20 protein-coding genes are annotated in these 18,978 nt (G+C 64.2%); 15 read left to right on the forward strand and 5 right to left on the reverse strand.

Annotated features, from left to right (window positions below):
* The first annotated feature begins 138 nt into the window (after positions 1 to 138).
* Positions 139 to 570 carry a hypothetical protein gene (locus QA609_RS10855; RefSeq protein ID WP_278302627.1) on the forward strand — a complete coding sequence of 144 codons (432 nt, stop codon included), beginning with the start codon at positions 139 to 141 and terminating at the stop codon, positions 568 to 570.
* 138 nt (positions 571 to 708) lie between these two features.
* On the opposite strand, the gene QA609_RS10860 is transcribed toward QA609_RS10855, so the two are convergent.
* A complete protein-coding gene (locus QA609_RS10860) occupies positions 709 to 1,671 on the reverse strand; it encodes a transcription initiation factor IIB (RefSeq protein ID WP_015321996.1) in 963 nt (320 codons plus the stop codon).
* 162 nt (positions 1,672 to 1,833) lie between these two features.
* On the opposite strand from QA609_RS10860, the gene rnhA reads away from it, so the two are divergent.
* Both rnhA and QA609_RS10870 read left to right on the forward strand, forming a co-directional pair.
* A complete protein-coding gene (rnhA, locus tag QA609_RS10865) occupies positions 1,834 to 2,427 on the forward strand; it encodes a ribonuclease HI (RefSeq protein ID WP_278302628.1) in 594 nt (197 codons plus the stop codon).
* A 45-nt stretch (positions 2,428 to 2,472) separates the two neighbouring features.
* Positions 2,473 to 3,108 (forward strand): hypothetical protein, encoded by a 636-nt coding sequence (locus tag QA609_RS10870; protein WP_278302629.1) that lies wholly within the window; start codon positions 2,473 to 2,475, stop codon positions 3,106 to 3,108.
* 150 nt (positions 3,109 to 3,258) lie between these two features.
* Here QA609_RS10870 and QA609_RS10875 read toward each other — a convergent pair whose 3' ends face one another.
* Complete coding sequence (locus QA609_RS10875) at positions 3,259 to 3,627, reverse strand: PadR family transcriptional regulator (protein WP_278302630.1); 369 nt, start codon at positions 3,625 to 3,627, stop codon at positions 3,259 to 3,261.
* Between the two features lie 201 nt (positions 3,628 to 3,828).
* Here QA609_RS10875 and QA609_RS10880 point away from each other — a divergent pair, with 201 nt between their 5' ends.
* The 10 genes from QA609_RS10880 (at position 3,829) to QA609_RS10925 (ending at position 12,684) form a co-directional block, all read left to right on the forward strand.
* Positions 3,829 to 4,359 (forward strand): inorganic diphosphatase, encoded by a 531-nt coding sequence (locus tag QA609_RS10880; RefSeq protein WP_005558011.1) that lies wholly within the window; start codon positions 3,829 to 3,831, stop codon positions 4,357 to 4,359.
* A gap of 126 nt (positions 4,360 to 4,485) precedes the next feature.
* Positions 4,486 to 4,620: a hypothetical protein gene (locus QA609_RS10885; protein ID WP_005558012.1), complete on the forward strand. Its 135-nt coding sequence runs from the start codon at positions 4,486 to 4,488 to the stop codon at positions 4,618 to 4,620.
* A 207-nt stretch (positions 4,621 to 4,827) separates the two neighbouring features.
* Positions 4,828 to 6,171, forward strand: coding sequence for an alkaline phosphatase family protein (locus QA609_RS10890; RefSeq protein ID WP_278302631.1), 1,344 nt, complete (start codon positions 4,828 to 4,830; stop codon positions 6,169 to 6,171).
* A gap of 249 nt (positions 6,172 to 6,420) precedes the next feature.
* A complete protein-coding gene (locus tag QA609_RS10895) occupies positions 6,421 to 6,834 on the forward strand; it encodes a DUF371 domain-containing protein (protein WP_278302632.1) in 414 nt (137 codons plus the stop codon).
* A gap of 132 nt (positions 6,835 to 6,966) precedes the next feature.
* Positions 6,967 to 7,272: a hypothetical protein gene (locus tag QA609_RS10900; protein ID WP_278302633.1), complete on the forward strand. Its 306-nt coding sequence runs from the start codon at positions 6,967 to 6,969 to the stop codon at positions 7,270 to 7,272.
* A gap of 128 nt (positions 7,273 to 7,400) precedes the next feature.
* Positions 7,401 to 8,216: an endonuclease III gene (gene nth / locus QA609_RS10905; RefSeq protein ID WP_278302634.1), complete on the forward strand. Its 816-nt coding sequence runs from the start codon at positions 7,401 to 7,403 to the stop codon at positions 8,214 to 8,216.
* A 429-nt stretch (positions 8,217 to 8,645) separates the two neighbouring features.
* Positions 8,646 to 9,794, forward strand: coding sequence for an extracellular solute-binding protein (locus QA609_RS10910; RefSeq protein WP_278302635.1), 1,149 nt, complete (start codon positions 8,646 to 8,648; stop codon positions 9,792 to 9,794).
* A gap of 34 nt (positions 9,795 to 9,828) precedes the next feature.
* Positions 9,829 to 10,968: an ABC transporter ATP-binding protein gene (locus QA609_RS10915; protein WP_278302636.1), complete on the forward strand. Its 1,140-nt coding sequence runs from the start codon at positions 9,829 to 9,831 to the stop codon at positions 10,966 to 10,968.
* 2 nt (positions 10,969 to 10,970) lie between these two features.
* On the forward strand, positions 10,971 to 11,888 hold the full coding sequence (locus tag QA609_RS10920; protein ID WP_278302637.1) for an ABC transporter permease: 918 nt from the start codon (positions 10,971 to 10,973) through the stop codon (positions 11,886 to 11,888).
* Positions 11,881 to 12,684: an ABC transporter permease gene (locus QA609_RS10925; protein ID WP_278302638.1), complete on the forward strand. Its 804-nt coding sequence runs from the start codon at positions 11,881 to 11,883 to the stop codon at positions 12,682 to 12,684. Before QA609_RS10920 ends, QA609_RS10925 begins: the two co-directional genes overlap by 8 nt.
* 428 nt (positions 12,685 to 13,112) lie before the next feature.
* Here the strand turns inward: QA609_RS10925 and QA609_RS10930 are convergent, their stop codons facing one another.
* Complete coding sequence (locus tag QA609_RS10930) at positions 13,113 to 14,087, reverse strand: EamA family transporter (protein WP_278302639.1); 975 nt, start codon at positions 14,085 to 14,087, stop codon at positions 13,113 to 13,115.
* A gap of 340 nt (positions 14,088 to 14,427) precedes the next feature.
* Between QA609_RS10930 and QA609_RS10935 the strand changes: the two genes are divergently transcribed.
* Positions 14,428 to 15,423: a hypothetical protein gene (locus QA609_RS10935; protein ID WP_278302640.1), complete on the forward strand. Its 996-nt coding sequence runs from the start codon at positions 14,428 to 14,430 to the stop codon at positions 15,421 to 15,423.
* Between the two features lie 60 nt (positions 15,424 to 15,483).
* Here QA609_RS10935 and QA609_RS10940 read toward each other — a convergent pair whose 3' ends face one another.
* Complete coding sequence (locus QA609_RS10940) at positions 15,484 to 17,418, reverse strand: beta-CASP ribonuclease aCPSF1 (RefSeq protein WP_278302641.1); 1,935 nt, start codon at positions 17,416 to 17,418, stop codon at positions 15,484 to 15,486.
* A 346-nt stretch (positions 17,419 to 17,764) separates the two neighbouring features.
* On the opposite strand from QA609_RS10940, the gene QA609_RS10945 reads away from it, so the two are divergent.
* Complete coding sequence (locus QA609_RS10945) at positions 17,765 to 18,247, forward strand: hypothetical protein (RefSeq protein ID WP_278302642.1); 483 nt, start codon at positions 17,765 to 17,767, stop codon at positions 18,245 to 18,247.
* 15 nt (positions 18,248 to 18,262) lie between these two features.
* Here QA609_RS10945 and QA609_RS10950 read toward each other — a convergent pair whose 3' ends face one another.
* A complete protein-coding gene (locus QA609_RS10950) occupies positions 18,263 to 18,928 on the reverse strand; it encodes a hypothetical protein (protein ID WP_278302643.1) in 666 nt (221 codons plus the stop codon).
* Positions 18,929 to 18,978: the final 50 nt, after the last annotated feature.

The raw sequence follows: 18,978 nt of genomic DNA on the forward strand, positions 1-18,978 counted from the left end.
ACGGTCGGCTCGAGCGACGCGGCTTTTCTCGCTCGAGGACTGGTTCGACGTAACTGTAGTTTGTGGTCGGCGGAGCGAGAATAGGCAGCGCATTCTCTTTGCGATAGGCTTCTCAGACCCGATTCGGAGTGACTGAACATGACGGACCATCTCACACGTCGGCGTCTGATCGCACTGAGCGGCACAGTTAGCGCTATCGCGATCGCCGGATGTAACGACGATCCCGAGGACGATCCGGAGGAAGATCCCGAAGAGGACCCGGAGGAGGATCCGGTCGAGGATGACGAGGAAGACGACCCGATGGACGATGAGGAGGACGATCCGATGGACGATGAGGAGGACGATCCGATGGACGACGAGGAAGACGATCCGATGGACGATGAGGAGGACGACGAGGAAGAGGACGACCCGATGGACGATGAAGAGGACGACGAGGAAGAGGACGACGAGGAAGACGATCCGATGGACGATGAAGAGGAAGACGACCCAGAGGACGAGGAAGAAGACGACCCGATGGACGATGAAGAGGACGATCCGATGGACGACGAGGACGACGAAGACGAGGAGTAACCCTCCGAACTCGGCCTCGAGGGACTGCAGCGACGTCCCACCGGCGTTCGGCAGAGAGCATCCGCGGAACCGCCGCTGGATCAGCGACGGCGCTGGACGGACGGCGGCATTTGTCGGATAAAAGAGGTGGTATCGGCGTTAGCCGTGGATTCCCATCGCTTCGATCTGTTCCTGATACCGGTTCCGGATGGTGACTTCGGTCACCTGGGCGACGTCGGCGACCTCGCGCTGGGTCTTTTTCTCGTTACACAGCAGCGAGGCAGCGTAGATCGCCGCAGCGGCGTACCCGGTCGGGGATTTGCCCGAGAGCAGTCCTTCCTCGGCCGTCTTTTCGATGATTTCGTTGGCCTTGGTCTGGACCTCTTCGGACAGTTCGAGTTCGGAACAGAAGCGGGGAACGTACTTTTTCGGATCGACGGGGCGCATCTCGAGGCCGAGTTCCTGCGAGATGTATCGATACGTGCGACCGATCTCCTTTCGTTCGACGCGTGAAACTTCCGAGATCTCCTCTAAGCTCCGCGGGATGCCCTCCTTGCGACAGGCGGCGTACAGCGCCGAGGTGGCGACGCCCTCGATCGATCGGCCGCGGATGAGGTCCTCCTTGAGCGCGCGTCGGTAGATGACCGACGCCACCTCGCGGACCGATCGCGGCACACCCAGCGCCGACGCCATCCGGTCGATTTCCGAGAGCGCGAACTGCAGGTTGCGCTCGCCAGCGTCCTTGGTTCGGATGCGTTCCTGCCACTTGCGCAGGCGGTGCATCTGACTGCGTTTCTTCGAGGAGATCGAGCGACCGTAGGCGTCCTTGTCCTTCCAGTCGATCGTCGTCGTCAGCCCCTTGTCGTGCATCGTCTGTGTCGTCGGGGCGCCGACGCGGGACTTCTCCTGTCGTTCCTGGTGGTTGAACGCCCGCCACTCCGGACCGGGGTCGATCTTCTCCTCCTCGACGACGAGCCCACAGTCTTCACAGATGAGCTCACCCCGATCGGAGTCTTTCACGAGATTATCCGATTCGCACTCGGGGCAGGCACGTACCCCCTCTTGCTCCTCGGATTCGTCCGTTTCACGCATTCGCTCCCGCTGGCGGGTGGACCGTGTCATCGCGCTTTTATAGTAGTACTACTATGATATATAAGTTCTGGGGTTCCCCTTCCGACATATTCCTAGTATCCGGCGAAAACGGCGGCCACAGCGGTTCAGCGGGATGGTTTACGATTTGAAACCGGAAAACCTTTATCCGGCTCTCCTCGAGCACGGACACGAATGCCAGTCATCGAGTGCGACGTCGACGACGCCCGCGAGCGCCTCGAGGAGGCGGGCGTCACCGTCGACGCCGGAAACACCGAACACGAACGCTGGCGAGCGACTCGCGACGGCGCGACGGCCGTCGCCTACGACGACAAGGTCGTGATTCAGGGCGAGACGCCCCGCAAGCTCGAGGCCCTGCTCCGCGAGGGCGGCGGTCGAGCCCACGTCTACTTCGACGGCGCCAGCCGCGGCAATCCCGGGCCGGCGGCGATCGGCTGGGTGATCGTCACGAGCGAGGGAATCGTCGCCGAGGGGGGCGAGCGGATCGGTCGAACGACGAACAACCAGGCCGAGTACGCGGCGCTGATCACGGCACTGGAGGCGGCCGAGGAGTACGGCTACGGCGAAGTTCACGCCCGGGGCGACTCCGAACTGATCGTCAAGCAGGTCCGCGGCGAGTACGACACCAACAACCCCGAACTGCGCGAGCAGCGGGTTCGGGCGCTCGAGCTGCTCTCCTCGTTCGACGACTGGACCCTCGAGTACGTCCCGCGGGAGGTCAACGACCGCGCGGACGGGCTGGCCAACGAGGCGCTGGACCAGGGATAGCGCCGAAAACGGCAACGGAAAGGGCTTCGAGCGCGAACGACGGGTATGAGCGACCTCGAGAACGGGACGGAGGCCGACGGTGACCGGTCGTCCGACGGGGAACGGTCCCCGGGAGAACTGCCCGACGACGTCGTCGACGAGGCCGAACGACTGACGCGGCTGGCTCGCACCGCGACCGACGAGAACGAGCGAACAGCTCGGCTCGAGCGACGCGACGACCTGCTTTCCGAACACGAGTTCACCGCCCGCGTTCGGGACGAGGAGGACGCGACGCTCGTGCTCCACCCCGAGGAGTGGCACGCCGACGGCGTCATCAGGACTGATCGCATCGAAGATATCGATCGGGCGATCGAGATCCAGCTCGAGGGCACCGAGGATCCCGACGACTGGCAGGCAGTCGACGAACGAAACCGCGAGCTGGTCGCCGAGGTCAGGGCGGCCCACGGCGACGTTCACGGCGACAACGCGGTCGCCCTCGCGGACTTCTTCGGCAATCACTACGCGAAGCCGATCGAATCGGCGACGTCGGCGGAACTCGAGGAGTTCCTGACGGGGTACTTCGTTCGGAACGCCTGGCCCTCCGAAAAGCAACGAGACGTGGTCGAGGAGTCGGTCGATCTCGTCTTCGAGGCGGCCGACGAGCCACACCCGGAGCTACGGAGCTCGTCGACCGTCGAATAAAACGGACGGTTCAGCGCCGATCTACACGTGTTCGGTGTGATCGAACGCGAACGGAGGTTCTGACACCTTAGTTATCGCTCGGTGCAGCACCAACTGAAACTGTTTGCACCCGATCGCACGACCGTCGTGCGATCGGGTGCGCACTGACTTTCAGTTGCTACTGTAGCTCTCGTCGACGAGCTGGCGGATCTCGTCGGCGCGGTCGTCGTCCGTGACGATCTTCGAGAGCGACCACTGGACGCCGTCGAGGACGGCCTCGTACCCCTCGTCGGTCAGCGAGTACTGGTTCGTCCGCTTGTCGAGTTCGCTCTTCTCGACCAGCCCGAGCTCGACGAGTTCGTCGAGGTTCGGGTAGAGTCGGCCGTGGTTGACCTCGGTTCCGTAGTACTCCTCGAGTTCGCGCTTGATCGCCAGGCCGTACATCGGCTCCTTTGCGAGGATGGTGAGGATGTTGGTCTGGAACGCGGTCAGCTCGCGTGCGACACTCTGATCGCTGCTGATTGATTGTGCCTCTGACATAGTCGTGTAACAGTCACCGGACTATTTAAGACTTCTCAACTATTTTGCTGGATCGACCCGCAGACCCCCTCCAGCAGCCGATACCGGCTCGAACGTCGATCTTCCGAGTTCCGTACTCCACGCTCCGTCGGCAGTCGTCGGCCGTGACGGCTGATACGATTACGAAAGTACTTTTTGGCCCACCGTGAACGTCCGAGATACATGGTCAATCTCTGGGAAGACCTCGAGACCGGACCGAACCCGCCAGAAGAGATCTACGCCGTCGTCGAGTGTCTCAAGGGCGAGCGCAACAAGTACGAGTACGACAAGGACGTCCCCGGCGTCGTCCTCGATCGCGTGCTCCACTCGAACGTCCACTACCCCTCCGACTACGGCTTCATCCCGCAGTCGTACTACGACGACGAGGACCCCTTCGACGTGATGGTTCTCGTCGAGGATCAGACGTTCCCCGGCTGTATCATCGAGGCTCGTCCCGTCGCCCTGATGAAGATGGACGACGACGGCGAGCAGGACGACAAGGTGATCGCCGTCCCGAGCGAGGATCCCCGCTACGACCACATCGAGGACCTCGAGGACATCACCCAGCAGCAACTCGACGAGATCGACGAGTTCTTCCAGACGTACAAGAACTTAGAGGAGGGCAAGGAAGTCGAGACCCAGGGCTGGGAGGACCGTCAGGCCGCCTACGACGCGATCGAACACGCCCAGGATCTCTACGACGAGAACTTCTAGCGGCGACCCCCGCGCCCACGTTCGATTTTCCGCCGACGGATTCGCCGGAGTTATTCCAGCCCGCCCGCCGTATGTGTTATGAGCATGGGTAATTTTATTGGGTGAGCCGTCGTACTACCGTCCGTCATGGCAGCAACCAACCCGTCCCCACGAGAATCCGCGTCGACCACCGAGTCGGTCGAATCCGGTACCGGGATGGCCCACCTGACGGTCGTCCCGACGAACTTCCGCTCCGAGAGCGCGGACGAGGAGACGGAGTAGCCCGGTTCCCGATCGCCCGCCGCGAGAGCGACCGGAGATCCTGCCGGTTTCTACGAGCTCCTCGAGGATCCCCTCCACCGGCGTCGGTCTACGTGTTCGGTGCGACAGTCGGCGACGCTGAACGCGAAACCAAGATCGGCGTCACCGGTTCTCGAAAACAGTGTCCGGAAACGAACCTTCTTGTATACGGTCGGACTACGGCCCCGCATGGGTTTGTTCGACCGGCTGCGGGGTGACGACTCCCCCCGAGTCGCGTTTATCGGCGTCGACGGCGTGCCGTACAGTCTGCTCTCCGAACACGAGGACCGCTTCCCGAACTTCGCGTCGCTGGCGGCCGACGGCACCGCGAGCGAGATTTCGAGCATCGTCCCGCCCGAGTCCAGCGCCTGCTGGCCGTCGCTGACCACCGGCGTCAACCCCGGTGAGACGGGCGTCTACGGCTTCCAGGACCGGGAGGTCGGCACGTACGACACGTACGTGCCGATGGGCCGGGAGGTCCAGGCCGACCGCGTCTGGGACCGCGTCCAGGAGGAGGGGCTCAAGGCGACCGTGATGAACGTCCCCGTTACGTTCCCGCCGCAGCGAAACGTGCAGCGCATGGTGTCGGGCTTTCTCTCGCCCGACCTCGAGAAGGCCGCCTACCCCGACGACGTCCGCGACTACCTCGAGACGCTCGACTACCGCATCGACGTCAACCCGAAACTCGGCCACGAGGAGGAAAAGGAGGCGTTCATCGAGGACGCCCACGAGACGATCGACGCCCGCTTCGAGGCGTTCGAACACTACATCGAGGAGGACGACTGGGATCTGTTCTTCGGCGTCTTCATGACGACCGACCGGGTCAACCACTTCCTCTTCAAGGACTACGAGCGCGACGGCCAGTACAAGGAGGAGTTCCTCGACTTTTACGAGAAGGTCGACGACTATATCGGACGGCTGCGCGAGGCCCTTCCCGAGGACGTCACGCTGATCGTCGCCTCCGACCACGGGTTCACGAGCCTCGACTACGAGGTCCACTTCAACGAGTGGCTCATCGAGGAGGGCTGGCTCTCCTTCGAGGGCGACGAGCCCGAGGAGCTCGGCGACATCGCCACGGAGACGAAGGCCTACTCCTTCATCCCCGGTCGGTTCTATCTCAACCTCGAGGGTCGCGAACCGCGGGGTTCGGTTTCCGAAGACGAGTACGACGAGGTTCGCGACGAGCTCAAGGCCGACCTCGAGGCCCTCGAGGGCCCCAACGGCGAGAAGGTCGTCGACCGCGTCGTCGAGAAGGAAGCGGCCTTCCGGGGCGACCACGACGACATCGCGCCGGATCTGGTCGCGATTCCGAACGACGGCTTCGACCTCAAGTCCGGTTTCAAGGCCGACTCCGAGATCTTCACCACCGGTCCGCGAAACGGAATGCACAGCTTCGACGACACCTCGCTGTACATCGACGACCCCGACGCCTCGATCGGCGACGCCGACCTCTTCGACATCGCCCCGACAATCCTCGACCTGATGGACCTCGAGTACAGCCGCGGCGACTTCGACGGCGCGAGTCTCGTATAGAACGCGCTGGGAACCGCCCTTTCGTGTCACAACGACTTGTCGTATTTACCGACGAGCGTCGAGCATGGGCGATCGACTCGTCGTCGGTGGCGTCGCGCTCGCGGTGCTTGTGAGTGCCTGGTAAGCTGGCTTACGGGCTCGCTGGCCGTCCTCGGCGGCGCCGTCTCCGGGAGTTTCGAACCGGGTAACGGGCGACGGCCTGAGAGCCGAGTCGATCCCGTTTTCCGCCCGGCTCGACTCCGCCAGGGTATGCAGGAAGTCATCCGCGCTCGAGGACACGAACACGTCAGCGCCGAACACGCGAGCACGTTCGAGGTGACGACCGACGACTACCTCACACCCGCCGGAGACTGCATCCTGGCGATCGACGCCGATCGGGCGCCCGCCGACTTCGACCCCGAGTTCGTCGAGGCTTGCCGAGACGAAGCGGCGACGATCACCGTCGAGATCGAGGCCAACGGCCACCGCGAGTCGGTCGCGGGACGCGGCGATCCCGACCTCGAGTTCACGAACGAGCGCAGCGCGGTCGGACGAACCAGCGACTACGTGGACGACCGAACGGTCGTGGTCGGCGCCGAGTTCGCTGCGGAGGGGTTCGACCGAGAGCTCGTCGACGCGCTCGCCGAGGGCGCCGAGGCGACGGTGACGCTGACGGTCGAGTAGCGGGACTGCCCCGCGATCGACGGTTTCCGTGGCCTTCACCGACGGTGTCGCGTTCGAATCGTCCGTCGCGGGCGACTGTCTCGGGCACCGAACGTTTTTCCGTCAAACTGGTGATCGGTAACGAGAGACGTGATGCTCGATACACAAACCACTGACCACCTCGAACAGCGGCTGGGCCGGGTCGAATCGCTCGATGAACTCCAGGCGTTCGTCGCCGCGACGTCGCGAGCGCTCGATGAGCCGTCGGCCGAACCGATCGACGTCCAGCGGGAGGAGCGGGTGATCGGCGGCCTCGAGCGACTGCTCGCCGGCATTCGGGAGAAACTCGAGACGCTGGCCGCCGAGGAGGGTGCGGAGAGCTACCAGCTCAGCGTCGCCGGCGGGACGACCGGGCTCTCAGTGACGGTGTCGGTCTCGTACACCTCCGGAGATCCATAGACGGGGAACTCGTGAGGACGGTGAGGCGCCCGCTCGAGCGAGGGGGTCGTGACGGGCGGTCGATCGAGCGATCGAGCCGGATCGCTGATTCCACGGCGGTTTTGCTTCTCGAACCCGAATCCCAACGTATGAACGACGATCAGGAGCCGTCGGTCAACATCAGCGGCGGCGAGACGGGCGGCGGGACCGCCGCGGAGTTCGACCCGGCGACCGCCGACACTCGTGCCGAGCGCGTCGTCGATCGGCTCGGCGAGTTGTACTGGGAGAAGAGCTACGGCGGGCAGGACGCCTTCACCTGTCTCGTGCGGACGATCCTGAGCCAGAACACGAGCGACAAGGCGAGCCAGCCGGCCCACGACTCGCTGGTTGACAGGTACGGAGGCGAATCGACGGACCTCGCGGAATCGCTCGCCAACGCCGAACAGTCCGCGCTCGCCGAGACGATCAGCTCCGCCGGGCTGTACAACCAGAAATCGGAGATGATCATCGGCGCAGCCGAGGAAATCCTCGAGGAGTTCGGCTCGGCTGCGGCGTTCGACGATTTCGTCAGGAACGAGAAACCGGAGGCCGTCCGTGAGCGGCTACTCGAGATCCACGGCGTCGGCCCGAAGACCGCCGACTGCGTTCTGCTGTTCGCGGGCGGGCGCGGCGGCGTCTTCCCCGTCGACACGCACGTCCACCGGATCTACCGCCGGCTGGGGATCGCTCCCGCCGACGCCGACCACGAGGAAGTTCGGGCGGTCCTCGAGCGCGAAATCCCTGCCGCGAAGTGTGGCTTCGGCCACACGGCGTCGATCCAGTTCGGGCGGGAGTACTGCACAGCCCGGAAGCCGGTCTGTCTCGAGGATCCCGACGCCTGTCCGATGGCCGACGTCTGTGAGCAGGTAGGGGTCTACCCGGAGACGGGCGAGGTCGTCGATCCGGCCGACGCGCCGGAGTCCTGATCGGTCGACCCGATCATCGAGTTCGCCCTGTTCGGTGATGATCGCCGGAGCGGTCTCGTTCAGCGTCCTGTGTTTCCTCTTTCGGGCGACGACGATTCCGCCGTCGCTCGAACTCGCCGTCATCGTGACGGCGTGGCTCGGGTGAGTCGACGCCGTTCCCGCTCTGGTCTCGGCCCGGAACCCGATCGAGATCCCGCCGTACGTCCCGTTCAGGTTCGAGTGGAAACCTGGTTCGCGCCCGAGGCGGAATCGTCCGGCGATCGGTCCGACGGGGACGGTTCCGAACGACCGACCGACGAATCGCGACGTCCGATCGGCACCGATTCGCCGACGAAAGCTCGATACGACGGCCGGTCCCCTCTGTTTTCATCGGCTATTATTACTACATCATAACGCCTTTATGTCGCAATCCGGGTTTACCGGGTACTCATGGCTGCAGACCCGAACCGGGATGCAGAAACCAACGACGCGAAGTCAGCGATCGGCTCTTCAACCGACTCTCGAGTAACCCCGACCTCCAGGCGCCGTTTCCTGTCCGCTGCGGCGGCCGGCTCGGCGACCGCACTCGCGGGCTGTGCCGAACTCGCCGGCAGCGACGGCGAGGACGTGTTGCGGGTGAGCGTCTGGAGCGGAAACTACGCCGATCGTTTCGAAGAAGGGCTCGTCACCCAGTACGAGGACGAACACGACGTCGAGATCGACGTCCACCGTGGCTGGGACGACATCCTTACCGACATCCAGAACGCGCCGGAGGACGAGCCGCCGTTCGACGTGACGGTCGCCGAGGGGAACTTCTACTACTACGGCCGCCAGGACGACCTCTTCGAGCCGATCCGCGAGGAAAACGTTCCCAACGCCGACGGGATCATCGACTACTACGCGGAGATGCGGGGGACGGAGTACGGACTGCCGGTCGACGGCGCGCCCTGTACCATTATCCACCGCGAGGACGCCGACGTCGAGCCCGAGACCTGGGGCGATCTCTCCTCGGAGACCGTCGCCGAAAGCGAGGGGATCGGCGTCGACACCGGGTTCTGGTGGTACCCACTCTACGCCGCCGCGATCGGCATGGACGAGGCCGAGGGAGCCGAGGAGATGCACGACGCGGAGCTCCACGATGACGTCCTCGAGACCCTCGAGGACTGGAATGTCGAGAGCTGGGCCAGCTCCGGCGAGGACATCTGGCAGGCGTTCGACAACGGCGTCATCGACGTCGCCCAGTGGTACTACGACCAGACGGCCGCCGACATCGACGACTACGACGGGCTCACCCACACGATGCCCGAGGAGACCACCGGCTGGTTCAACAACTGGTGTGTCGTCCAGGGGACCGATCGACGCGACGAGGCCGAGGAGTTCATCAACTTCCTGCTCGACGCCGAGGTCCAGTCCGAGTGGGCCGAAACCCACCCGATGATGTTCAGCAACGAGGACATCACCTACCCCGAAGAGCTCGAGGACGACCTGCCGACGACGACCGAGGAAGCCGAGACCATCGCCTTCCCCGACTGGGAGTACCTCGGCGAGCACGCCGGCGAACTCTCGGACGCGTTCTCGAGCATCCAGCAGAGTTCCTGACGACGATCTCCTTTCATTCACCTACTACGTATCAATGTCAGAGATTACGTTACGCGACCTGGAGAAGCGCTACGGCGAGACAACCGCAGTCCAGGACGTCTCGGTCGAGATTCGGGACGGCGAGCTGCTCTGTTTGCTCGGACCCAGCGGCAGCGGCAAGTCGACGACGTTGCGAATGATCGCCGGCCTCGAGACGCCGACCAGCGGCGAGATCACGCTCGACGGAGCCGACGTCACCGACCAGCCGGCTTACGAACGCAACACCTCGACGGTGTTCCAGGACTGGGCGCTGTTTCCCCACAAAACGGTCCTGGAGAACGTCGCGTTCGGACTCAAGATGCGCGACGTGCCGAAAGACGAGCGCCGCGAGCGCGCCGAGGCGATGCTCGAGCGCGTCCAGATGGGCGGCTACGGCGACGAGGACCCGACGACGCTGAGCGGGGGCCAGAAGCAGCGCGTCGCGCTGGCCCGCTCGCTCGCGGTCAACCCTGACGTCCTGTTGCTCGACGAGCCGCTGTCGAACCTCGACAAGCGCCTCCGCGAGGACATGCAGATCGAACTCCGCGAGATCCACGAGGATCTCGAAGAGACGTTCGTCCACGTTACCCACGACCAGGACGAGGCGTTTACCCTGGCCGACCGCATCGGGATCATGGACCAGGGTGAACTGATCCAGGTCGGCGAGCCCACCGAGGTCTACGAGAACCCTGCAAACCGCTTTATCGAGGGCTTTCTGGGCGATACGAACTTCGTCGACAGCCAGGTCGTCGGCGTCACGGACGGAGCCGTCCGCGTCGAGACCGAACTCGGGTACGAGCTCGTACTCCCGACCGATCGTAACCCCGACGTCGCCGAAGGGACGGAGTTGACGCTGTCGCTGCGTCCCGAGGTGCTCTCGATCGAACGGGATCCGACCGCCGACGCCGTCGAGGGACACGAACAGCCGATGCTCGCCGACGGGAGCACGTCGAACGCCGTCGTCGGCACGGTCGAGAACGTCCTCTACCGGGGGTCGACGGTGCGGTACTCCGTCTCGGTCAACGGGACCTCGATGTTCGCCGAGCGGACGGGCGCGAGTACCGACGCGCTGACCGCGGGTGAGGAGATCCGCATCGAGTGGGACGGCACCGACGTGCTCGCGTTCCGCACCGACGGCTCGCGGGTGACGCTCTAACAATGGCGGAGACGAACTCGCAGTTTCCGCGCTCGCTGAAGGGCGTTCGGGAGTCGCTCGGCCAGCAGTCCGGCTCGAACCGGGCCCTGCTGTTGATGGCCCCGCTGCTCGCCTTCGAGCTGCTGGTGTTCGTGGTTCCGTTCTTCATCCTCCTGCGGATCAGCTTCGCGGAGGAGTCGAGCGACCTCGTCTACGCCGAGGGAACCTGGACGCTCGAGGCCTACTCGAGCGTTCTCACGAGCGATCTTATCTGGAGCATCGTCGGCTACTCGTTCCTGCTTGGAATCGTCGTTACGGTGCTGTCGGTCCTGATCGGCCTGTTTTACGCCTACGCGATCTGGCGGTCGACGGGACTCCTCAAGTCACTGTTGCTGTTCTCGGTCGTGCTCCCGCTGCTGACGACGCTCGTCATCAGGACGTACGCGTTCAACCCGCTGCTGTCGCCATCGGGGACGCTCAACGAGCTGTTGCTCTCGCTGGGGCTGATCTCGAGTCCGATCCAGTTCGTCCCCGGGACCGTCGGCGTCGTCGTCGGCCAGCTCTACATCGTGCTCCCCTACGCGGTGCTGGCGATCTACAGCGTGCTGGCGACGATGGACTGGCACGTCGTCGAGGCCGCCCGCGACCTCGGAGCGAGCCGTCCGCGCTCGGTGCTCGAGGTTGTCGTCCCGCAGGCGATGCCCGGCGTCATCGTCGCGGCAGTGATCTCGTTCGCCTGGAGCGTCGGGGCCTACGCCGCACCCGACCTGCTGTCGGGCAACATCACGTTCGCGATGCAGGTCGAGGGGCTGATGCTCTCGGATATGCGCTATCCGCTTGCGGCCGCGTTCTCGGTGCTCATGTTGCTGTTGATGCTGGTCAGTATCGCGATCATGTTTACCCTGCTCAACCGAATCGGAGGTGAGTTCGAGCTTGCGTAGAGAACCCCTCGAGACCGCGGCGTTCCGCGCCGGCTACCTGACCCTGCTGGCGCTCATGCTGTTGCCGCTGCTGGTGGTCGTCGTGACGTCGTTCTCCGGTACGGGACGGCTCGCGTTCCCGCCGGAGAGCTACTCGCTGGTGTGGTACGGCGAGTTCCTCGACAGCGTCCGCTGGCTCGACGCCTTTACGAACAGCATCGTCATCGGCGTCGGTACCGCGCTGGTCGCGACGCTGCTGGGCGTGATGGGTGCGTTCGGCCAGGAGATCGACGACGGCTCGCTGGGAACGGTGCTGGCGCCGCTGGTTCTGATCCCGCTTTTGATTCCGCCGGTGATCCTCGGGATCACGCTGCTGATGTACTTCAACGAGGTCGGGCTCCGGGGCTCGTACGCGAGCATCGTGCTGGCCCACACGCTCTGGGCGACGCCGCTAGTCTACTTCGTCATGCGGTCGGTGTTCAGCCGATTCGACTGGCAACAGTTAGACGCCGCACAGGACCTCGGCGCCGGTCCGGTCCAGTCGTTCGTTTACGTCGTCCTCCCGAACGTGAAACACGGGATCTTCGTCGGCGGGCTGCTGGCCTTCATCATCAGCCTCCAGGAGTTCGTGATGGCGCTGTTCCTCTCGACGCCAAGCACCGAGACGATCCCCGTCCTCGCCTGGACCGAGATCCGGCAGGCGCTGGATCCGATGGTCAGCGTCGTCTCGACGTTCCTGATCGTCATCTCGGTCGTCGGGATCCTCCTCGCTGTAGTCGCGACGAACCTCGAGTGGCTCTCGAAACAGCTCTCCTAGCAGGGGAGAGTAACCCGGCTTCGGTATTCAGAATCTGCGTGAGACTCGCGTTCAGTAGAGGCGGACGGCGTATCGCTTCGTTCTGACCTTTCCTTCTGCGGTGGTGCGCGCTGTCGACCGCCTGAGCGCGAGCGAGGGCGGTCGATAACATCGTGCGAGGGATGAGCGACCGAGCGCAGCGAGTGAGCGAATCGGCTGGGGAGGACGTGGCAATCCCGTGTGTTCGTGTGAGCAGAACCTGCTACTCGCCAGTATCCCCTGAAAGCCCCTGGCCCTTCCAGTCCCACCCGGCAGTGGTTGGTTGAGGCTACAGATACAACGCCGGCCGTTCCATTCGCACGCTCTGCGTAGCGACTCGAGCCACTCGTATTCACAGTCAGACCGAACAACAAAACCCTATTATCAACTACTGCTAGCGATCCGCCGCTTCAGTAGCTGAACTGGATCAGCGCCGAGCCCGCGAGGACGATCATCGACGCCGAGGCCTTCTGGGCCAGCGTGAATGGGTCGAACTGTTCCTGGAGCAGCGCGGGCGCGAGCTTCGACAGCGCGAGCGCGCCGACGAACACCATCATCACGTCGAGTTTGGTGATCGCGGTCGCCAGCGAGACGGGGCCGTGCTCGAGCGCCCGGATGAACGTAAAGAGCCCGACGGCGTTGAGCAGGCCGCCGACCAGCAGTAGCTTCGTCCCCTTAGTGAGCCGTACGCGTCCGGCCAGCAGGTCGGCGGGGTTCGGTTCGACCCCGCCGCCGCGAAACGGGACGACCGCGGCGATCGAGGCCAGTCCGCCGAGGCTGATCCAGAACAGGATCTCGACGGTGCCGAAGCCGTCCGTGAGTACCTTCATCCCCGTGTTGAACACCGCGAAGGCGATCGCGGCGAGGACGGCGACGCCAACCGTCGAGAACGTCAGGCTCTCGCGGAACGAGCCGGCGTCGCGGTCGTAGGAGATGAACAGCGCGCCGAAGACGACCAGCCCGACGCCGGCGTAGACGCCCGAGGGGAACGCCTCGTCGAGGATCAGAAAGCCGAGCACGAGCACGAAGACGGTCTCGAGCGACAGCGCCGGGACGAACCGCGAGACGTCGCCGTTGACCAGCCCCCAGTAGTAGATCCCGTAGGCGATCGTCGAGACGATGCCGAAGCCGAGCGCGACCGCGATCGGCGCGGGCTCGGCTCCCGGAACCGCGCCGCCGCCCGCCCCGGTCAGACTGTTTCGGATCGCGGGCCACTCGAGAACAAGTCCGACGAGGACGTAGACGGCGTAGAAGGGAATGCAGTTATAGATCGCCAGCGTCAGCGGGTCGTCGATCTCGACGCCGCTGACGACCTTCGAGAGCAGCGCGATCACGGCGTAGATTCCCGCAGTCAGGAAGGCATAGAGGAACCATGTCGACATCATGGACGGGTCGCCCCCCGAACGGTGTCGTTCGCGGACGACCGACCGGCGTTACAACCCTCGAGACGGCGACCGCTCTCGTCGCGTTCCATCGTTCCTAACCGAATGTCTCGAGTCCCAAGAGTCTCCCGTAAGAAGGTGCTGGTGTCACGCGCTCGCACGGCCGGTTCGTCGTGGACCCGGGTTTCAATCGAGCGTTCGAATCACGGGGGCGAACGGGTCGGAGCGTGGTAGGGACGAACCGTCGCTCGTCCGATATACCGATCGCACGCACCTGACACTACTCGAGACTGTACACGAACGAGGGGAGACGTTTCAGGTTGGTGTTCCCTGTACGCGGGCTATGACCGACGACACCAGCTGGCGTCACTCGGTGTTTCGGTGGACAGTTATCGAGGGGAACCGGTTGACCGTCGCCGGCGTACTTCTCGGCGGAATCGCGTTGCTGTTGCTCGCCTTGCTCGTCGTGAACCTGTTTCCTCGAGCGCCCGGTGAACCGCTGTACCTCCTGTTTAGCTCGTTTCTCGGCGGAAACCTTACACTTATAACGGTCGTCATCGCGATCAACCAGCTCGTGTTCTCTCGAGAGCTCGGCTCGCCGGGCAATCTGGAACGGCGAACCCGAAACGCCGTCGAGTACCGCGATCAGGTCCAGGATGTGATGGACCAGGCGGTGAGTCCGGTGATGCCGGGATCGTTCCTGCTCGTCCTTCACGAGAACCTCGGCAAGCGGGCCCAGTCGCTGCGCGAGACGGTGACCGACTCCCTCGACGGCGATCTCTCTGCGGAGATCGACGAACTCGTGGGCGCGCTCCGAGGCGACGTCAGAACCGTCACGAGGGCGGTCGACACGCCCGGCGCGGACGAACAGATCTTCGGCGCGATCGCGGCGACGCTGGGGACGACACAGGCCGAACAGCTGTACGATCTCGCCCGGATCGAGACGGAGTACGACGCACAACTGACCGACGAACAGCGCGAGCTGTTCACGTCGATCCGCGAGCACCTGCTCCATATCGACGTCGCCCGGAAGTACTTCCGGACAGTGTACATCACGAAGGAGCTCTCCTTTCTCTCGCGGGTGCTGCTGATCGTCGGACTCCCGGCGCAGCTGTTTCTCGCCGCGACGCTCGCGGTGTACGATCTCGCGGCGATCGAGGCGCTCCCGGCGGCGGGAATCGTCGCTGCGACGCTCGTCGCTATGGTCGCCTGCTTCGCGCCGCTTTCGATCCTGGCGTCGTTCGTTCTTCGACTGTCGTGGGTCGCACAGCGAAACGCGACCGTGATGCCCTTCGCAGCCTCGGAAAAGGATTATACCCTGTTTTCGACCGACGAGTGACGGGTCAAACCAGGGGATCGGTACAGCTCTCGTGTCGCCGACCTGCGCTCCGACGGTCCCTCAGAGGAATCGGAACGTCTCGAGGTTCTTCGGTGCGAACGTTCGCATGTTGTAGTCGTGGTACAGCGCCGAGGAGAGGTCCTGTGTGGAGCGCTCGTCGCCGTGGACACAGAGCACCTTCTCGGGGCGGGGGTTCATCGTCTTGACGAAGTTCTCGAGGCCGGCCCGATCGGCGTGGCCGGAGAAGCCGTCGACGGTCTCGACGTTCATGTTTAGCGAGAGCGTGCCGCGACCGCCGCCATTGCCCATGGCGCCGACCTCGCTGGTCGGGATCTCGTCCCAGCCGTTCTGGATGCGTCGGCCGAGCGTTCCCTGGGCCTGGTAGCCGACGAACACGAGCGAGGAGTCCGGGTCGGGACCGAGGTGGCTCAGCCAGGACATGATCGGGCCGCCGGTGACCATCCCTGACGTCGAGAGGATGATGCAGGGGCCGCCGTCGGCGACGTCCTGACGTTCCTCCTCCCCGGCGTCGATGTGGTTGAACTGCTCGGCGAGGAACGGGTTCTCGTCGTCGTGGAAGATCCGATCCCGCAGGTCGTCGCGGAGGTACTCGGGGTAGGTCGTGTGGATCGCCGTCGCCTCCCAGATCATCCCGTCGAGGTGGACGGGCATCTCGGGGATCTTGCCCGAGCGCATCGCCTCCTCTAAGACGAGCATGATCTCCTGTGAGCGACCCACGGCGAAGGCGGGAATGAGGACCTTCCCGTCGCGGTCGTGAGCCTCGTTGATAACGTCGACGAGCTTTCGCTCGGAGTCCTCCTGATCGGTCTGGTAGTCGTTGCGACCGCCGTAGGTCGACTCCAGCACCAGGGTCTCGACGCGCGGGAAATCGTTGACGGCGCCGTTGAACAGACGCGTATCGTCGTAGTGGATGTCACCCGAGAACGCGACGTTGTAGAGGCCGTCGCCGATGTGGAAATGGGAGACGGCCGAGCCGAGGATGTGACCAGCGTTGTGCAGCGTCAGCTTAACGTCGGGGGCGATGTCGGTAACGTCGCCGTACTCGAGCGGGATAGTGTGTTTGATCGCCTCGCGAACCATCTCGGACTCGTAGGGCGGTGTACGTCCCTCCTTGGAGGCGACATCGAGGTAGTCGAGTGTCAGCAGTCCCATCAGGTCCCGCGTGGGCTCGGTGCAGTAGATCGGGCCGTCGTAACCGTACTTAAAGAGGAGCGGGATCAGCGCGGAGTGGTCGAGGTGGGCGTGGGTCAGGACGACGGCGTCGATGGTCTGGGCGCCAGCGCCGAGCGCCTCGGGGGCGTGGAGGTACGGGACCTCCCCTTCGGCGCCAGGCTTGTCGCCACAGTCGATGAGGATCCGGGTTTCGGGCGTCGACAGGATAAATGATGCCCGACCGACCTCGCGACAACAGCCCAGCGTCGTGATCCGGACGTACTCGTCGTCGGACATCTCCTCGCGGTGGATCTGCCGGCCCACCCGCTCCAAGATATCCCGACGGTCGTCCCGTTCCTGCTTGAGGAAGCTCCGAACGTTCGAGACCGTCGAGGACTCGATCGGCGGCGTGCGGACGACTTCGGGCGTCCAGCCGACGCTTTTGGTGATATCCCGAAGCGTCGAGCCGTGACGGCCGATGACCATGCCGGGTTTCTCGGCCTCGATGACGACCTCGCCCGTGTCGGCGTGGAAGTCGAGGTCGGTGACGCCGGCCTCCTCCGGAATGACGTTCATGATCTGCTCGCGAGCCTCGTTGGGCCGCGAGAGAACGCTCGGGTCCGGGCGGACGGTGATCCGCTTGCGGAGCTTGCTCGCCAGCTTGCGGATGAGATCACCCTGTTGGGCGAACTCCTTGGGGTCGCGCGTGTACACGACCAGCTCCGGGCCTTCGTACTTCACCGAGGAAACCGAGATATCGTTCGGTAACTCGCTCGTGATCTCTGCTTTCAAATCGTCGAGTTGCTGCTCTACAGTGCTCATAATCGCCAGTTGTCGATTGCGTGAACTCGCCGACGAGGGGACGTCGGAGTCGCCGAAACGAACCCACCACCGCGGGGACCGTCGATGGACCACCGGTCGCCGATCGTCGGCCGTTGCAGTGATACTGCCGACGACCTCGGGCGACGGTACCGTCGGACAACGGAGGGTCGGTTCCGTCCGGTGTCCCGAATCATTGTGTGATGGTTCGTCCGACGAAGACGTACCCAGGTCGGTTATCCTGGTCCGTGCGGGAAGATTCCAGGGAGAACCCGCTTACCCGTGGCTATTCTTTGCGTGGTATAAAAGCCTTCGCAAAAACCAGGGTGGTTCGGCCCGAAGTGACCGTATGCATCTCACACCGGAGCGCGTCGCGGCCGAGTACGAGTGGGTTATCGACCAAGCCAACACCGTCGTCCCGATTATCAACGGCGTGCGCGACGATCTGGGATCGATCTTCGAGACCGACGTCGATCCCGTCACGGAGGACGCCTACCGCGGGGAGGTCGACACTGTCTTCGCCGACGGCGACCTCGCGGTCAACGTCGCCGCGATGGTCGCGATCCTGCGCGAACTCGACGTCGAGGGCGACTACCCCGGGTTTATCGTCGACGAGATCGTCGGTCGGGAGCTGGCGGCGACGATAGCCGGCACCCAGCCCCTGCGAACCCTCGGCGAGGCGACGTTTCACTACGCCGACCTGCAGGTTCACGGCGACGAGAGCGAAAACGCGGGCGTCGACGACTGCGAGGCCGCGCTGGCCGCGGGGTTTCAGGAGCGACTACCGGGTTGGAACTGGACCGAACGGGAGAGCCCCTTCGGCGTACGGTAGGGACTCGAGGGGCGGTCAGTCGTCGCCGTTCTCGTCTTCGTCCTCGGTCTCGGGATCGCCGTTCTCGTCCCCGTCGGTTTCGTCTCCCTCCTCGGCCTCGGGGTCTTCCTCGTCGTCCGACTCGTCGCCGTCGTCCGCGCCGTTTTCTTCGTCGTCGGCTTCGTCTTCTTCGAGTTCGTCCTCCCCAGCTTCGTCGTCCTCGGGCTCCTCCTCGACGTCGATATCCTCCTCGGGATCGGTCGGATCCGGCTGCTGTTCTTGCTCCTCGAGGATTCGGTCGTAGGCCGCGCCCTCGGAGAGCGACGCGATCGGTCCTCCCTTGAGCTCGTCGACGATCGCCTCGGCCTCCCCGTCGATCCGGTAGAGTCCGTACTCGGGACTCGAGTCCTCGATCGTGATGTCGTCGCCCTCTTCGGCTCGGGACTCGAAGTCGTCGATCGACTCCTCGACGAGCTCCTGCTGGCGCTGCTGGGCTTCCATCATGTCGATCTCCTCGTTTTCGACCTGCTCCTGGAGCTCCTCGATCTCCGCGGAGTCCGGCCCGATGACGGCCGTCAGAACGTCGTCGTACTCGCCGTCGTCGTCGCCGAGCAGCCCGAGGTCGCTGCAGCCGGCCAGTGCTGCTGCGGTCCCCGTCCCGGTAAGCTGGAGGAATCGCCGCCGATCGTGTTCGCTAGTCATTGGTGGCTCGAACGCGTCTCCCCACGAAAATAAGGGTTTTCGATCACCCC

It is taken from the genome of Natronococcus sp. A-GB7 (assembly GCF_029688865.1).
Classification (GTDB): domain Archaea; phylum Halobacteriota; class Halobacteria; order Halobacteriales; family Natrialbaceae; genus Natronococcus.

What these genes read in the sequence shown, in the direction of transcription:
- QA609_RS10855 (WP_278302627.1), top strand. Translation starts at nt 139, where the DNA reads ATGACGGACCATCTCACACGTCGGCGTCTGATCGCACTGAGCGGCACA.
- QA609_RS10860 (WP_015321996.1), bottom strand. Translation starts at nt 1,671, where the DNA reads ATGACACGGTCCACCCGCCAGCGGGAGCGAATGCGTGAAACGGACGAA.
- rnhA (WP_278302628.1), top strand. Translation starts at nt 1,834, where the DNA reads ATGCCAGTCATCGAGTGCGACGTCGACGACGCCCGCGAGCGCCTCGAG.
- QA609_RS10870 (WP_278302629.1), top strand. Translation starts at nt 2,473, where the DNA reads ATGAGCGACCTCGAGAACGGGACGGAGGCCGACGGTGACCGGTCGTCC.
- QA609_RS10875 (WP_278302630.1), bottom strand. Translation starts at nt 3,627, where the DNA reads ATGTCAGAGGCACAATCAATCAGCAGCGATCAGAGTGTCGCACGCGAG.
- QA609_RS10880 (WP_005558011.1), top strand. Translation starts at nt 3,829, where the DNA reads ATGGTCAATCTCTGGGAAGACCTCGAGACCGGACCGAACCCGCCAGAA.
- QA609_RS10885 (WP_005558012.1), top strand. Translation starts at nt 4,486, where the DNA reads ATGGCAGCAACCAACCCGTCCCCACGAGAATCCGCGTCGACCACCGAG.
- QA609_RS10890 (WP_278302631.1), top strand. Translation starts at nt 4,828, where the DNA reads ATGGGTTTGTTCGACCGGCTGCGGGGTGACGACTCCCCCCGAGTCGCG.
- QA609_RS10895 (WP_278302632.1), top strand. Translation starts at nt 6,421, where the DNA reads ATGCAGGAAGTCATCCGCGCTCGAGGACACGAACACGTCAGCGCCGAA.
- QA609_RS10900 (WP_278302633.1), top strand. Translation starts at nt 6,967, where the DNA reads ATGCTCGATACACAAACCACTGACCACCTCGAACAGCGGCTGGGCCGG.
- nth (WP_278302634.1), top strand. Translation starts at nt 7,401, where the DNA reads ATGAACGACGATCAGGAGCCGTCGGTCAACATCAGCGGCGGCGAGACG.
- QA609_RS10910 (WP_278302635.1), top strand. Translation starts at nt 8,646, where the DNA reads ATGGCTGCAGACCCGAACCGGGATGCAGAAACCAACGACGCGAAGTCA.
- QA609_RS10915 (WP_278302636.1), top strand. Translation starts at nt 9,829, where the DNA reads ATGTCAGAGATTACGTTACGCGACCTGGAGAAGCGCTACGGCGAGACA.
- QA609_RS10920 (WP_278302637.1), top strand. Translation starts at nt 10,971, where the DNA reads ATGGCGGAGACGAACTCGCAGTTTCCGCGCTCGCTGAAGGGCGTTCGG.
- QA609_RS10930 (WP_278302639.1), bottom strand. Translation starts at nt 14,087, where the DNA reads ATGATGTCGACATGGTTCCTCTATGCCTTCCTGACTGCGGGAATCTAC.
- QA609_RS10935 (WP_278302640.1), top strand. Translation starts at nt 14,428, where the DNA reads ATGACCGACGACACCAGCTGGCGTCACTCGGTGTTTCGGTGGACAGTT.
- QA609_RS10940 (WP_278302641.1), bottom strand. Translation starts at nt 17,418, where the DNA reads ATGAGCACTGTAGAGCAGCAACTCGACGATTTGAAAGCAGAGATCACG.
- QA609_RS10945 (WP_278302642.1), top strand. Translation starts at nt 17,765, where the DNA reads ATGCATCTCACACCGGAGCGCGTCGCGGCCGAGTACGAGTGGGTTATC.
- QA609_RS10950 (WP_278302643.1), bottom strand. Translation starts at nt 18,928, where the DNA reads ATGACTAGCGAACACGATCGGCGGCGATTCCTCCAGCTTACCGGGACG.